The organism is Flavobacterium sp. (genome assembly GCF_029242675.1).
Classification (GTDB): Bacteria; Bacteroidota; Bacteroidia; order Flavobacteriales; family Flavobacteriaceae; genus Flavobacterium.
On record NZ_JAQWTM010000097.1, the window covers coordinates 14,733 to 29,766 of the forward strand.

Below are 15,034 nucleotides of genomic sequence, written 5' to 3' on the forward strand. Positions count from 1 at the left end.
TAAATAATTTCAATAGAAAAACACCTTCATGCCTGTCGTAAAAAAACATATTTTACCCCTAATTGTGCTCGCTCAATTTTGCTGTACGTCACTATGGTTTGCTAGTAATGCGGTCATATCTGATCTCGCCCTAAATTTCGATTTGAAAGCGACCGCTGTTGGAAATCTAACTTCGGCAGTACAATTTGGATTTATTTTAGGAACATTGTTGTATGCCCTTTTAGCAATTGCTGATCGATTCTCTCCTTCTAAAGTCTTTTTTCTGAGCGCTCTTGTGGGAGCAACATTTAATCTAGCTTTGTTATGGAAAGGAAACTCGCTTACAACCCTACTTATCATGCGGTTTTTAACTGGTTTTTTCCTTGCCGGAATCTATCCTGTGGGAATGAAAATTGCAGCTGACTATTTTGAACAAGGACTTGGGAAATCACTAGGTTTTTTAGTAGGCGCCTTAGTCCTTGGGACGGCATTTCCGCATTTTTTAAAAGGAATTGCCGGAAGTTTAGCATGGGAATTTGTAATTATTTGTACAACTGGACTCGCCATTTCAGGTGGCTTGCTACTCCTGTTGTTAGTCCCAAATGGACCTTTTAGAAAACAAAGTCAAGGTGTTACTCTAAAAGCTTTTACAGCCATATTCAAAAATAAAAAGCTACGAACAGCTGCGTTTGGGTACTTTGGACATATGTGGGAACTATATGCTTTTTGGGCTTTTTTACCATTAATGTTGCTCACCTTCATGAAGACACATGCAATACCGGATGTTACTATTCCTATCTTATCCTTTATAATTATAGGAAGTGGTAGTCTCGCTTGTGTACTGAGTGGCTATTTATCTGAAAAATTTGGAGCTAAAAAAATAGCTATTATTGCCTTATCATTGTCCTGCCTATGTTGCCTCGCTAGCCCCTTGTTTTTCGTACAAAACTCAGCTCCACTATTCATATCCTTCTTAGTATTTTGGGGAATGGTCGTCGTAGCCGACTCTCCACTCCTATCTACCCTGGTAGCTCAAAATGCATCGCCTGAAGTAAAAGGAACCGCCTTAACCATAGTAAACAGTATTGGCTTTGCCATAACCATTATTAGTATTCAATTAATTAGTTGGTTGCAATTATCGACCAATAGCAGTTGGATATACAGTTGTTTAGCGATTGGACCTGTGATTGGTTTATTTGCATTAAGAAAAAAGACTCCCGTTTCTCATACTTCATAAAATTTCTAATGAAACCATACTGATTTATATTCTGTATAACTTGCAAATAAATTCAGTAGTGGGATTCACAAATAAACACAAAAAAACCCCGAAAATTAATTTCGAGGTTTAGTGGAATTTTGGTAGCCCGTAGCGGAATCGAACCGCTCTTACATGGATGAAAACCATGCGTCCTAACCGATAGACGAACGGGCCATAGCTTTATTTCGGGTGCAAAAATAAGACTATTTTTTACATTTGCAAAGGCAAAACCAAAAACCTTAGGCGGAACTATTTATTTTATTTCTAAAAAAACGTAAACAGTTCATTCCTAGCGGCAGTAAAATTAAGGGTACTGACTTTTTTTTTAAGAAACACGCGTAGTATTCTTACTCTATTATCATTAATAATTGACATTTACACCAAAACCTAATCCCATATCGCTATCATAATGCGTTGTAATTCCAATATTTTTACCAACGATGTATTTTAAGCCAGCCATGAATTCTTTATCGGTATTGACCATAAAAGCCCCTCGCACTCGCTTTGAAACAGGAATATCCTCTCGCATTAACTGAAAGCGAACATTACCATCATGATAGACTTCGGCTTGAGCGGTAATCAACAAAGGCAACGTATAACTAAAACCTAGGCTCAATTGAATACGTTTATCTTTCGTACTCGTTTGTCCAAAAAGATTGTTCTCCACCTCATTTCCTAACTTTCTGTAACGGGCATCAAAACCGATAAAAGGCATAAACCACTGGTTTCGTCCAATGTATCTACCAATATGGGTTTCTGACTCGTAACCATGGTCGTCATGGTATCCTAAACGCCATTCCGTACCAAAACTCCAGCGCGCATTTTGCAACATGGCTTGTCCATCATTTCCATTGGTAGCAAAATTATTTTCTGCCATAAAATGTAATTGGTTGCTTTCTGATTGTAATTTTTTATAGGCTGCTGCTTTGCTAGGCAAATAAGGATTAGGAGCTGAGTTTTCATAACTAAACACTCGATTCATTCCTGCCATCATATGGTATAAAATATGGCAATGAAAAAACCAATCTCCATCAGCATTAGCGTTAAATTCAATCGTGTCCGTTTCCATTGGCATGATATCCAACACGTTTTTTAGCGGCGCGTATTCACCTTGACCATTCAAGACTCTAAAGTCATGTCCATGCAAATGCATCGGGTGGCGCATCATGGAATTGTTGTGCAATACAATACGAACATTTTCTCCTTTTTTAATCAAAATTTTATCCGTTTCCGAAAGCACTTTATTATCCATACTCCACAAATAGCGATTCATATTTCCCGTTAATTCAAAATGTAATTCGCGAACAGGAGCGTCTTTTGGTAAAGTAGTTATTTGAGGTGCTTTTAACATACTGTAATTCAAAGTCTCAATATCTGGAGAATCCATAGCGTGTGCCGAATGATCCATTTTATCCATCTTCATACCTCCTGATTTCATATCCATCTTCATTCCACCTGATTTCCCGTGCATCATCATAGGCCCTTCTCCGCTTATCTCAGGGTACATGACGGTATTCATATCCATTTTCTGAAGACTCATATTCATACCCATGTCATTCATAGTCCCATCAACATTCATCATATCGTTCATCATTTTCATCCCTTCAAAATACTTCAACTTAGGTAAGGGAGCGATCAATTGCTTGATGCCGCCACCAATATATAACGAAGCTGATTTAGTTCGATCTTCGGCTGTGGCTAAAAATTCGTAGGAAACATTTTCTGCTGGAATGGTCACAACAACGTCATAGGTTTCTGAAACTCCAATAATTAGTCGGTCTACTTCCACTTGCTCTACGTCATTTCCGTCATTGGCTACGACCGTGATTTTGCCTCCAGCATACGTTAGCCAAAAATAGGACGAAGCGCCTCCATTAGAAATGCGCAATCGCACTTTATCGCCTGCTTTAAATTGGGAAAGCTGACTTTCATTAGCACCATTAATCAAGAACTTATCGTAGTAGATATCGCTCACGTCCATGGCTAGCATGCGCTTCCATTCGTTAGTTAATTTTGTTTTAAAATGCCCCGCATGAATCGCTTCAGCATAACTTTGAGTAGTTCCTTTTTTAATAGCAAACCAGTCCGAAGCATTATGTAGCATTCTATGGACATTTTCGGGTTTGTAATCCGTCCATTCACTTAGGATTACCGGAATTTGAGGAATATCATCAATACCTTTTCTAAAGGTTGGATCATCTGATCTTTTCTTTAAAATCATAGAGCCATACATCCCTATTTGCTCTTGCAAGCCACTGTGGCTGTGGTACCAATGTGTTCCTGACTGAATGATTGGGAATTTATAAACAAACTCGGCTCCCGGTTCGATAGGCATTTGCGTTAAAAAAGGCACACCATCCTCTTTATTAGGTAAATACAAACCGTGCCAATGCAAGGAGGTAGACTCTTTCAAATGATTGTATACATGTATTTTAGCAGTATCCCCTTCAGTAAAAGTTAAGGTTGGCATAGGGATTTGTCCATTTACTGCAATAGCTCTTTTTTCTTTTCCTGAAAAATTAACAATAGTGTCGCGTACATGCAAGTCGTAACGAACTACTTTTTGACCTAACGACTCATTGGCTACTAATAAAAGCAAAATGAGAATTATTATATTACTATTTTTCATTTTCTAATCTTTTTAACATCATTTTCATTTCCTCGATTTCTTTCTTTTGTGCTTTAATGATATCATCCGCAAGCTTTTTAACTTCAGGATCTTTGATATAAGCTCTTTCGCTAGTCATAATGGCTATTGAATGATGTGGTATCATTCCTTTTAACCATAAAACATCGCCAATAATTGGTTTTTGAGTTCTAACAAGTAATAAAGCGGCGCTGAACAATAATAAGCTTCCAACTAAAATTGCCTTATTTTTCTTCTTGTCAGTGTACATTCCCCACATAAAAAGCAACATTATCACAGCCATTGTAGAAATACCTAAACAAGTCATATAAAACCTAGTAAGGCTAAAATAGACATGATCAATTGCATACGTATTCAAATACATCGTAACGTACATCGCCAAAAATGAGGAAGCTAACATTAGGAAAAACTTGGTGTAATTAGCGCTCTTAGTTTCTTCTTTATGATTTTTCATCTTTCTTTATTTTAAAGTTAAATTGTAATTCTTCGTAATCTAAGTGCATTGGCAATAACCGAAACCGAGCTAAAGCTCATTGCTAGTGCCGCAATCATAGGCGAAAGCAAAATCCCGAAAAAAGGATACAAAACTCCGGCCGCAATTGGAATTCCCAAGACATTGTAAAAGAAGGCAAAAAACAAGTTTTGATTGATGTTTTTCATCACAGCGTGACTCAATTTTTTGGCCTTTACAATTCCTTGTAAATCACCTTTTACTAAGGTAATTTTAGCACTTTCAATAGCTACATCTGTACCTGTTCCCATAGCTATGCCTATATCGGCTTGCGCCAAAGCAGGAGCATCATTGATTCCGTCGCCCGCCATCGCTACAATTTTGCCTTGAGCTTGTAATTTTTTAATTTCTTTTAACTTGTCCTCCGGCAAACAACTCGCTTGGTAAGAAGTCAAACCTATTGCATCGGCAACCGCCTTAGCCGTATTTTCATTATCGCCTGTAAGCATAATTACTTCAACACCCTCGCTTAGTAATGTTTGAATCGCTTTTTTACTCGATGCTTTAATCGCATCCGAAATCGAAACAAAACCAACACCAACGCCATCTTCAGCAATATAGGAAACGGTTTTCCCTAGCTTTTGCTCCTCGATAACAGTTATTTCTAAATCGGCAGGAACGGTCGCACCCACTTGCTCCATTAACTTTTTATTTCCAAGAGCAACTTTTTTCCCGTTAACCGTTCCAATAACACCTTTTCCTGTGACAGCTTCAAAGTTTTTGGCTTCGACCAAAGATACTTTTTTAGCTTGCGCGAAATTTACCACGGCTTGCGCCAAAGGATGCTCGCTATATTGATTCAGTGAAGCAATGAGTTGCAATAGCTCGTCCTCATTATTATGTAACGCAAATACTTTTTCGACCGAAGGTTTTCCCTCTGTTATCGTTCCCGTTTTATCCGTGATTAAAACATTAACCTTATTCATGTTTTCCAATGCTTCGGCGTTTTTAATCAAAACTCCCGATTGAGCGCCTTTACCAACTCCTACCATCACTGACATAGGTGTTGCTAATCCTAAAGCGCAAGGACAGGCAATGATTAATACGGCCACGGCATTGATAAACCCATAAATCAACGCATTGGGTTCTGGTCCAAACTTTGCCCAAACAAAAAAGGTAAGTACCGCTACACCTACTACTATAGGAACAAAATATTTGGCAATTCTATCGGCTAGTTTTTGAATCGGTGCTCGAGAACGACTGGCGTCATTCACCATTTGAACAATTTGCGAAAGCAAGGTTTCTGATCCTATTTTTTCGGCTATCATTACAAACGACTGATTGCCATTGATTGTTCCGGCAACTACGGCATCATCCTCTTTTTTATCCACAGGAATGGGTTCACCTGAAATCATTGATTCATCGATCGTACTCTGCCCATCAGTTATTTTTCCATCAACTGGGACTTTTTCTCCTGGTTTTACGCGGAGCAAATCTCCTTTATTGATATCATGAATCGAAATTACTTTGTCTTTGCCCTCTACAACTAAAGTGGCCTGAGTAGGCGCTAATTTTAATAACTCTTTGATCGTACCGCTGGTTTTGCTATGCGCTTTGGCTTCTAGTAGCTGACCTAATAAAACTAAAGTCAAAATCACGGTAGTTGCCTCAAAATACAAATGAACGGTTCCCATCTCTGTTTTAAACTCTGTTGGAAAAACGTCTGGGAAAAACAATCCAAAAACACTAAATAAAAAGGCTACTCCTGCTCCTATACCTATTAAAGTAAACATATTTAAGTTCCAACTGATAACTGATTTCCAAGCACGGACGAAAAACATCCAAGCCGCATAAAAAACGACAGGTAGTGATAAAGCAAACTGTACCCAATTCCATTGTGAATGATCCATAACCATCATCAAAGGATTATTAGGAATCATATCAGACATGGCGATAATAAAAATAGGCAAGGTAAAAACAGTTGCTATTTTCATTTTGCGTACTAAATCAAGGTAGGTTTTGTTGTCCTCGGATTCAGTTGGTTTCATCGGTACTAAGTCCATCCCACAAATTGGGCAATTGCCAGGTTCATCTTGAATGATTTCCGGATGCATGGGGCAGGTGTACGATGCTTTGATCGTAACCAAATCAGGTGCTTTTACTAAATCCATTCCACAAACAGGACAGTCTCCTGCTTTTTCATACACTTTATCGCCTTCGCAAAACATGGGGCAGTAGTATTTTCCAGCAGCGTTTGTTGGTGGTGCTACTTCTTGTGCTTCCTCGACGGGTAACATTTTGTCATTCGGGTTAAAGACTTTTATAGAATAGTTACCAACTAGTAAGAGTACTTCCTGAAAAGTCGCAACTTGAATTGGTTTTTGCATTGTAATGGCTGCAATTGGCGGATCTAAAGAAACAGTAGCTTGGACACCATCTATTTCATTCAGTGCTTTCTCGACTTTGGTTCGGCAACCATTGCAACTCATTCCCGTAATTTGGTATTTATGTGTCATTTGTTTGCAGTTTTAATCATCAATTACAAATTTCGGAATAAAAACCAGCTAAAGTGTTACACAATTTTGGAAAGCCTTTACATGATTTATACCTCATCTATTTGCTTGCGCTTCACTTCATTGGATTGTTTGAATTGAGTAGGAGTTATTCCAGTTGTTTTTTTGAACTGATTGCTTAAATGTCCAACCGTGCTATAATGCATTTGATAGGCGATTTCACTCAGAGTCAATTCGTTGTACAGTAATAATTCTTTCACCCTTTCAATCTTTTGTGCAATAAAAAAACGTTCAATGGTTACTCCTTCATTTTCAGAAAACAGGTTACTTAATGCACTGTAATCTTGATTTAAATCGGCTGCTAAATAAGTCGATAAATTCACTTTTGGCCTTGCCTCTTCATGATGTACTAAGGTCACAATTAAGTTTTTTATCCGCTCTATGGTTTGACTAGTTTTATCATCTAGCAGTTCAAAACCAATGTTTTTTAAGTTTTCAGAAAGTTCTCTTTTTTCCTTTTCCCCTAATGAACGATCGAGTGTTACCTCGCCCAATCGCATATCCAAAAAAGGAACACCCAATTTATCTAGTTCGTTTTTGACCGCCATTTCACAGCGACCACAGACCATATTTTTAATAACTAACCTCATGAAGAAATGGTATCACAAAAAAATCCTAGCTTGCAATTAAGATAGGATTTTTTGATATTTTTAAAAAAAGGAACATCTTATTGAATTTGTTTGATCATTCCGCCACATTCGAGCATTTCAGCACCGTAATATGGATTTTTAATTTCTTTCATTTCACTTATCCAATAGCCACTTTTTCCTTCATTGTACATTGGGCAGTAGTCTTGGTATAATTTTTTATTCGTTCCAAAAGTGGCAATTAAATCCGTTACCTCTTTACTTAATGTTGCAAATGCGGTTCTTTGCGCGTCAATTTTTCCTGTACTAGCTGTAATAGTTGCAGATTGCTTACTCGCATTAGTAGCAAAAGCAGTGTATTTATCTTTTAATTTCACATCAATTTTAGATGCATCAGTAGCAGCAATTGTACTACTCAATTTTTTTCCTAAACTAACTGCTTGCGCCGAATCATCTTTTGCCAAAGCATTTTTAACCGCTAAATAATCTGCTACTATAGCATCTGTAGAAAGTGTAGCTTTTACTTCGGCACTAACCGGAACTACTTCTTCAACTTTTTCTTGTTCAACCTCTGCCTTCACTGCTTCTAGCTCCATTCCGCATTCTGTGCAAACGTCTCCTTTTTTTCCTGTAATTTCCGGATGCATGGAGCAAGCATATTTTTCAGAACTTGTTTCAACAGAAGCCTCGTCAGTTTCTTGTTTTGCTTTTTGATTACAACTTGTAAGTGTAAGACTTACTAACAGCATTGAAAGAATTATTTTTTTCATTTTTTAAGTTTTAGATAATTATTATATGATGATTACTTTTATTTCTGTTAATTGGTCAAGTTAAAAAAAGTGTATTCTAACTTTACTAAAACACTGTTACTGGCAACACGATTCATGTCACTATAAATTTGGTGTCGATAGGCTAAATCAATTCTTGCTTGACTATTAATAATAAACTGCAACGAAGGTACAACGTCTAGATAAGATTTCCCATTTTCATTTAAACGTTGTCCTAAAAATTCGACCATTGCGTTAATATTAGTTTGCTTAAAGCTAGTATATTTTTTAGGATGCAATAGTTGACCAATTGATAGCGTATAATTCATAGCACTATTACTTTGCAAGCTAGGAAATTGGTACATATTGTTATTTAGCGCTCGCTCGTAACTAATTGAGCTGCTTATCGCCGTTTTATTAATTAATTTAGTTGCCACAAGTCCTGTTTCATATCCTGAATTCATTCCCATTGTTTCAATTTCATCTTGATCAATTGGGCCATTATTAGTACTTACTCTTCCATAAGCCGCTAGTCTAAAATGACTGTGAAGATCGTCACTAGAAAAAAAACGGTATTTAGCATATAAGCTTCCTCCTTGGAACATGATATCTCCTTCTCTGTTGTTCAGAAAAGCAGTTGCATGAATCATCCAATTTTTATCGACTCCCCACATTACCTCAGGCATATTGTGGTAATTGGTGCCACCTGCGTTTTTAAAAGTGATCATATTAGTGTTTCGAACACCTATTGAACCCGCGGGCATATTACTTGCGGGCTCAGTCATTACAAATAATTCTTGAGCATTAACTTGTAAAGAAAGTAAGGTCAAAAATAGAACTACACAATATTTCATTTAGATTGATTTTAATAAATAGGTGTTTTCCTGTGCTACCAAATCAGCATATTTAGCTTGTAATTTAGCTGACTTTTTAAATTCTTTTTTGGTCACGAAACCATCATTTAAGACTTGTACTTTGATAGCACCGTCAATTGTTTTATCGCCTCCGTTAACAAAAACATAGGTTCCACTTTGCTTTTTAACCGCTTTACTTTCCTCGATTTTTGTAGTTCCTAAATCGATAGTTAGTACCATGGAACCAATAAAAAAACCTGTTTTCTCGATGTTTTCTTTTAAAACATTAGGAGTTAAAGTGTTGTTTTCTTTTAAACTAACGGTAAAAGTATTGGTATTCAAGTCAACGGCAACGTTTTCAACTTCGGCCATCGATTTCAGCTGCTTATTAATTGCATTAGAACACATTGAGCAGGTCAAGCCGGTAGCAATGATTTCTGCTTTTGAGATTTGTGCTTGGGAGGATAGGCTTGCTAGTAAAACGAAAGCCGATACTAGAATTGATTTTAAATTTATATTTTTCATATTATTTTTTATGTATTAGTTGTACAATTTCTTCCTCGGTTGGATTGATAGAGACCAATGTTCCATCCAAGTCAAATAAGTACGAATTTGGTAATTGCTCCACACCAAAAAATACGGCAGACTTGGCATCAAATCCATACGGATCTACTAGTTGCTCATATTCTAACTTATCTTTGGTTATGGCATTGTTCCATTTCAGTTTATCGGTATCAACGGATATCCCAACGACTTCAAATCGTTCTGATTTGTACTTTTTGTAAAAAGGAGCCATTTTTTTATTAGCTACTCTACAGGGTGCGCACCATGAGGCCCAAAAATCAACAAGCACAATTTTACCGTCAAATGACTGAAGGCCTATTGCTTTGTCTTTGTTATTCTGAAGCGTGATTTCAGGCAATTGGTCTCCGATTTTCAGTTGACCAAAAGTAACTGAACAAAACAACGATAGACAAAGTACTAGAAAAAGATTATGTATTTTAAGCATGACCTAAGATTTTAGCAGTGTGCTACATTATTTAATTGTTTCAACGGTAGAACCACAAGTTAACATTGATGCACCGTAATATGGATTTTTTACTGCTGCCTCTTTGCTTAACCAATTGGCTTTTACCATAGGACAATATTGGTAATAAGTAGCTGTTTCAGCTTTAGACACTTTCATCAACTCATAAACTGTAGTCGAAACTGTTTTAAAAGGAGCTCTCTGTTTTTTAACATCTGTATTGGATGCTATCTCTTTGGTATCAGTTACTAAACCTTTCATTACTTTCATCCAAACCATATGCACATCCATTGGTAATTTATCCATTTGAACCGCTTCTAGCGCAATAAGCATTTCATTAGCTTTTGCAGCTGCAGTAGTTGCATCGCTTTTTACTAAAGCATCCTTAAGTGAGAAATAGTTGGTATATACTGCTTCAAACTGGTTTGTTTCTTTTTGCGTTTCTACCATTGTTGTTGGCTCATGATCATGACTCGCATTATGATCCATTACTACCTCTTCTTTTACATCGCGGTCGTACTGGCAACAAGCATGCAATGCTTCGTATGTGTCTTTTGGAGCAAGAAACTTCTCGCTATCGTATCCTACCAGAGCAATTCGTTTTAAGATTTCATCAGAGTTTGTTTTGGTAGCATCATAAGTCAATGTTGCCATGCGGGTATCTTTATCCCAAATCACTTCGGCAATTTTCTTTACATTTCCAGCCTTTTCTATATTGGCTTTACACATATCGCAGTTTCCGAAAACGGTAACTGTTTCTGTTTTTTTATTTTTTATTTGCGCGTTAATACTTACTGTTGATAGCAATACTAGAACTGCTAACAATACTGATTTTAATGTTTTCATGATTTATTTTTTAAAATTAAAAGAGGGTATAATAGGAAGTGCTAATAGTTAAAAAAAACGATTAGATCCTGTTATTATCCGGAAAAAAGTAATGATTGTAAAACAAATATGCTTTGAATTTGACGCACGAATGGCTGTCAAGAATTTATAACTAGCCTATTTTAGGAATAAGCCAAATAGAAGAATATCCATCCGAAAGGAAAGATAATGTATGATCTATTGTTGCTTTCTTAGTACTAAAGTTAAAAATAGTTCCTTGAATATCAATGGTGGTATTAGTGTAAATCGCTGTGTTGACAGAGGAGTTAGTACTACAAATACCCATTCCGCATTTGCCTGTACAGCCTTTTTCTTTCTTCGATTTAGAATGAGATTCTTTAGAACAACAATCTTTTTTCTTAGTATTCGAAGTCATTTCCATCCCACAAGAGGAAACGGTTTTAGTAGTACCACATGCAACAGCTTGACTTGGCATCAAAAAGATACCAAGTAAGACTACTACTATAATGTGGATTTTTTTCATTTGTGTACTTAAAAAGACAAAGTTACCATAATTGAACCAATTTTATTTTAAAAATATGTTAAATCAGGTTCAAAAGAGGTGATTCTACAAATAATCTTTTATTTACTCTCTCCTAAAATAGCATACAATACAGATTGCGATAAGGACAATATGATACTGAATAACAACGCAGTTAAGAAAGAACTAACTCCAAAACCACCTACGATAGCATCACACAGTATGATAATAATTGCATTAATTACTAGCAGAAATAAACCTAACGTAATAAACGTAACCGGCAAAGTAAGCATCACTAAAATAGGCTTGATAAAAATATTAAGCAATCCAAGAACGACCGCCACAATTAACGCAGTTGTAAAGCCCGCTACTTGAACACCCGGCATAAAATTAGCGATTAAGAGTACCAAGGCTGCTGTCACGAGAATTCTGATTAATAACTTCATAGTTTTCTGTTTTTAAATTTTACTAAAAGTACAATTATTTTTTAAGAACTGTTTTTATTTTAAAAAAGCGAGTGTCAAATCATAGAACATTTGAGGATTTTCGGCATGAAGCCAATGCCCTGCATTAGGAATTGTTTCAAACTCTGCTAACGGGAATTGCTTTTTAATAGTATCAAAATCTGTATCTAATATATAATTGGAATTGGCACCGCGGATAAAAAGTGTTGGCTTTTCGAAACTTAAATCTAATGGTAGCGCAACTCCTATTTCATCTAATTTTTGATTAAATGAAGCCAAATTAAATCTAAAAGCCAATTGTCCTGGCTCCTGCCAATACAAACTTTTCATTAAAAATTGACGGGTTCCAAAATCAGGTATATAACTTTCTAAAACAGCTTCCACATCAGATCGGCTTGGCTTTTCAGCAAAATTAACTGCGTTTAATCCTGCTAGAATGGTTTGGTGGTGTTGTGGATAAAACTTAGGACCAATGTCGGCTATGATTAGTTTACTGATAAGGTCTGGATATTTAGTTGCAAACAGCATCGCCGTTTTTCCTCCCATCGAATGCCCTATCAAATCAACATTTGTTAAATTATGTCCTACACAATAGTCATAAACATCTTGTGCCAAAAGGGCATAGCTAAAGTCAAGTGATTGCATACTCCGCCCATGATTACGGAGATCTAATAAGTGAACTTCGAAACCAACTTCGGCTAATTTAACTCCAATTGTTTTCCAGTTATCTGACATTCCCAAGAATCCATGCAGAATCAGAAGTGGTTTGCCAGAACCTTCAATTTTTGAATATAACATTTTTTGTGATTTTAGTAGTGCGTAAGGGATAGCAGCGGAAATCCTTTTAGGGGAAGTAGCGATAGCGAAGTCCCTTAAAAGATTGTAGTGCATAGCCCGACCCGCTTTTTCGGCGGGTCACGCCCAAATTATTTTATTTTAATTTTTGCAAATACATATTTACAACGTTTTCTAAACCTAGATACAAAGACTCAGCAATAAGAGCATGACCAATGGAAACCTCAAGAAGACCCGGAATATTTTGTTTAAAAAACTGAATATTATCTAAACTCAAATCGTGTCCAGCGTTTATTCCAAGTCCTAAATCATTGGCTAAAACTGCTGCTGCGATGTAAGGTTCAATACCTTTTTGATTCCCTAGACCGTATTGATGAGCAAAAGCTTCGGTATACAACTCAATTCGATCAGTTCCTGTTTTTTTTGCACCTTCAATCATATCTAAGCTCGGATCAACAAAAATAGAAGTTCGGATGCCGTTGCGTTGAAACTCTTGAATCATCTCTGTCAAATAAGCTTGATTATTAACCGTATCCCAACCTGCAGATGACGTTATGGCACCAATAGCATCAGGAACAAGTGTTACTTGCTCGGGTTTACACTCCAGTACTAAATCGATAAAATTGTGCTGCGGATTTCCTTCAATATTAAACTCGGTATAAACAACCGCTTTTAAGTCGCGTGCGTCTTGGTATCTAATATGACGCTCATCAGGACGAGGATGAATAGTGATTCCTTGTCCGCCAAATTTTTGAATATCGGTGGCTACTTTAAGCAAATCAGGCACATTACCGCCACGTGCGTTACGTAAAGTAGCTATTTTATTGATGTTAACACTTAACTTTGTCATTGGAACAATTTTTGATTAGTTGGAACTGTTTTAATAGCACAAAAATACAAAGTAAAAGGTAGGCGGATTTGCCTTTTTTTGATTATTTTGCATAAAAATTGAGGATTTAACGAAGATGGAAATCAAAAACTACATAACAACTGATTACAAAGCCATTGACTGCCAAGAGACTATTACGGCAGTTAAGGATTTTTTTGATGATTTGAACTTTTCGCATTTTCCAGTTGTGGAAGAAGGTGTATATATAGGTAGCATTGTTGCCGAAGACATCGAAACATTTGAAGATTATAAAAAAGTAGCCGATTACAAATACAGTTTAGAACCATTTTTTACTCGACAAGACGCTATATGGTTGGATGTTTTAGAAGTTTTTGCCAAGAATCATGCTAATGTTGTCCCTGTTCTAGACGAAAACAACGGTTATGTAGGTTATTATGAAATTGATGACATTATGACCTTTTTTCACCAAACTACTTTTTTGAAAGAGCAAGGTAGCATCATTAAAGTCAAGAAAAACATTCAAGACTATAGCATGGGACAAATTGCCCAAATTGTAGAGAGCAATAATGGCAAACTTTTGGGATTATTCATTTCAGAATCAGATATAAATACGGTTGAAGTAACCATTAAAATTAGTACAGGTGCGATTAACGAAATTATTCAAACCTTTAGAAGGTATAATTACGAAATCACCTCAGAGCATCAGGAAGATGATTACATTGCTAATTTAAAAGAACGATCCGATTATTTAGACAAGTACCTTAATATGTAACGAATACCAAAAGGCTAAACATTTTATCCTTTACGCAAAAGCTTTTATTACAAATCGTAACGATTGAAAAACAACACAATGAAAATAGCCATATACGGTCAATATTATCAAAACAGTACAGAACCTATTATTAAGGACATCTTTGTGTTTTTTAACAAAAACAAGGTAGACTTAGTGATAGAGGCCAATTTTCTGGAGTTACTTTACGAAAAAAAAATTGTTCAAAAAGAATACAATACCTTTTCTTCGCATACGGAGCTCGATAGTAGCTTTGATGTTTTAGTAAGTATTGGTGGTGATGGTACCATATTAAGAGCAGCCACTCTTGTTAGGGATTCAGGTATACCAATTTTAGGAATAAATGCTGGGCGACTTGGTTTTTTAGCTACTGTCCAAAAGGAAAACATTGACAGCTTTTTACAAATTGTCATTGACCAAAAATACTCGGTATCGAAGAGAACGTTATTGAGTTTGACCTGCGATCCTCCAAATGAAGCGCTGCAAGACATCAATTTTGCAATGAATGAAGTATCTGTAAGTAGAAAAGATACTACATCGATGATTACAATAGATACCTTTTTAAATGATGAATACTTAAATTCATATTGGGCCGATGGCTTAATAATATCAACACCAACGGGCTC

At 36.3% G+C, this 15,034-nt stretch carries 16 protein-coding genes and 1 tRNA gene; 3 read left to right on the plus strand and 14 right to left on the minus strand.

What is annotated here, in order from left to right; translation table 11 throughout:
- The first annotated feature begins 28 nt into the window (after positions 1 to 28).
- Complete coding sequence (locus P8M54_RS03925) at positions 29 to 1,216, plus strand: MFS transporter (RefSeq protein WP_300285445.1); 1,188 nt, start codon at positions 29 to 31, stop codon at positions 1,214 to 1,216.
- A 120-nt stretch (positions 1,217 to 1,336) separates the two neighbouring features.
- Here the strand turns inward: P8M54_RS03925 and P8M54_RS03930 are convergent.
- The 14 genes from P8M54_RS03930 to P8M54_RS03995 form a co-directional block, all read right to left on the minus strand.
- Positions 1,337 to 1,411, minus strand: a tRNA-Glu gene (locus P8M54_RS03930).
- 187 nt (positions 1,412 to 1,598) lie between these two features.
- The gene (locus P8M54_RS03935; protein ID WP_300285447.1) at positions 1,599 to 3,866 is read right to left on the minus strand and encodes a multicopper oxidase domain-containing protein; all 2,268 of its coding nucleotides are present in this window, start codon (positions 3,864 to 3,866) and stop codon (positions 1,599 to 1,601) included.
- Entirely contained in the window at positions 3,856 to 4,338 is a 483-nt protein-coding gene (locus P8M54_RS03940; protein ID WP_300285449.1) for a DUF305 domain-containing protein, read from the minus strand. The genes P8M54_RS03935 and P8M54_RS03940 overlap by 11 nt, the downstream gene beginning before the upstream one ends.
- A 17-nt stretch (positions 4,339 to 4,355) precedes the next feature.
- On the minus strand, positions 4,356 to 6,851 hold the full coding sequence (locus P8M54_RS03945; RefSeq protein WP_300285451.1) for a heavy metal translocating P-type ATPase: 2,496 nt from the start codon (positions 6,849 to 6,851) through the stop codon (positions 4,356 to 4,358).
- Between the two features lie 86 nt (positions 6,852 to 6,937).
- Complete coding sequence (locus P8M54_RS03950; protein ID WP_300285453.1) at positions 6,938 to 7,498, minus strand: AraC family transcriptional regulator; 561 nt, start codon at positions 7,496 to 7,498, stop codon at positions 6,938 to 6,940.
- A gap of 77 nt (positions 7,499 to 7,575) precedes the next feature.
- Positions 7,576 to 8,265: a DUF3347 domain-containing protein gene (locus P8M54_RS03955; protein WP_300285455.1), complete on the minus strand. Its 690-nt coding sequence runs from the start codon at positions 8,263 to 8,265 to the stop codon at positions 7,576 to 7,578.
- A 47-nt stretch (positions 8,266 to 8,312) separates the two neighbouring features.
- Positions 8,313 to 9,116 (minus strand): hypothetical protein, encoded by an 804-nt coding sequence (locus P8M54_RS03960; protein WP_300285458.1) that lies wholly within the window; start codon positions 9,114 to 9,116, stop codon positions 8,313 to 8,315.
- The gene (locus tag P8M54_RS03965; RefSeq protein ID WP_300285459.1) at positions 9,117 to 9,641 is read right to left on the minus strand and encodes a heavy metal-associated domain-containing protein; all 525 of its coding nucleotides are present in this window, start codon (positions 9,639 to 9,641) and stop codon (positions 9,117 to 9,119) included.
- A 1-nt stretch (position 9,642) separates the two neighbouring features.
- Positions 9,643 to 10,125 (minus strand): TlpA disulfide reductase family protein, encoded by a 483-nt coding sequence (locus P8M54_RS03970; RefSeq protein WP_300285461.1) that lies wholly within the window; start codon positions 10,123 to 10,125, stop codon positions 9,643 to 9,645.
- A 27-nt stretch (positions 10,126 to 10,152) separates the two neighbouring features.
- Complete coding sequence (locus P8M54_RS03975) at positions 10,153 to 10,989, minus strand: DUF3347 domain-containing protein (protein ID WP_300285463.1); 837 nt, start codon at positions 10,987 to 10,989, stop codon at positions 10,153 to 10,155.
- 151 nt (positions 10,990 to 11,140) lie between these two features.
- A complete protein-coding gene (locus P8M54_RS03980) occupies positions 11,141 to 11,512 on the minus strand; it encodes a hypothetical protein (protein WP_300285464.1) in 372 nt (123 codons plus the stop codon).
- A 98-nt stretch (positions 11,513 to 11,610) separates the two neighbouring features.
- Entirely contained in the window at positions 11,611 to 11,955 is a 345-nt protein-coding gene (locus P8M54_RS03985; RefSeq protein WP_300285466.1) for a phage holin family protein, read from the minus strand.
- A gap of 54 nt (positions 11,956 to 12,009) precedes the next feature.
- Positions 12,010 to 12,771, minus strand: coding sequence for an alpha/beta fold hydrolase (locus P8M54_RS03990; protein ID WP_300285469.1), 762 nt, complete (start codon positions 12,769 to 12,771; stop codon positions 12,010 to 12,012).
- A 133-nt stretch (positions 12,772 to 12,904) separates the two neighbouring features.
- Positions 12,905 to 13,618 carry a pyridoxine 5'-phosphate synthase gene (locus P8M54_RS03995; RefSeq protein ID WP_300285471.1) on the minus strand — a complete coding sequence of 238 codons (714 nt, stop codon included), beginning with the start codon at positions 13,616 to 13,618 and terminating at the stop codon, positions 12,905 to 12,907.
- Positions 13,619 to 13,733: 115 nt separating this feature from the next.
- On the opposite strand from P8M54_RS03995, the gene P8M54_RS04000 reads away from it, so the two are divergent.
- Both P8M54_RS04000 and P8M54_RS04005 read left to right on the plus strand, forming a co-directional pair.
- Positions 13,734 to 14,390: a CBS domain-containing protein gene (locus tag P8M54_RS04000; RefSeq protein WP_300285473.1), complete on the plus strand. Its 657-nt coding sequence runs from the start codon at positions 13,734 to 13,736 to the stop codon at positions 14,388 to 14,390.
- A 78-nt stretch (positions 14,391 to 14,468) separates the two neighbouring features.
- On the plus strand, positions 14,469 to 15,034 hold a 566-nt coding region (locus P8M54_RS04005), incomplete at its 3' end, for an NAD(+)/NADH kinase (RefSeq protein ID WP_300285474.1).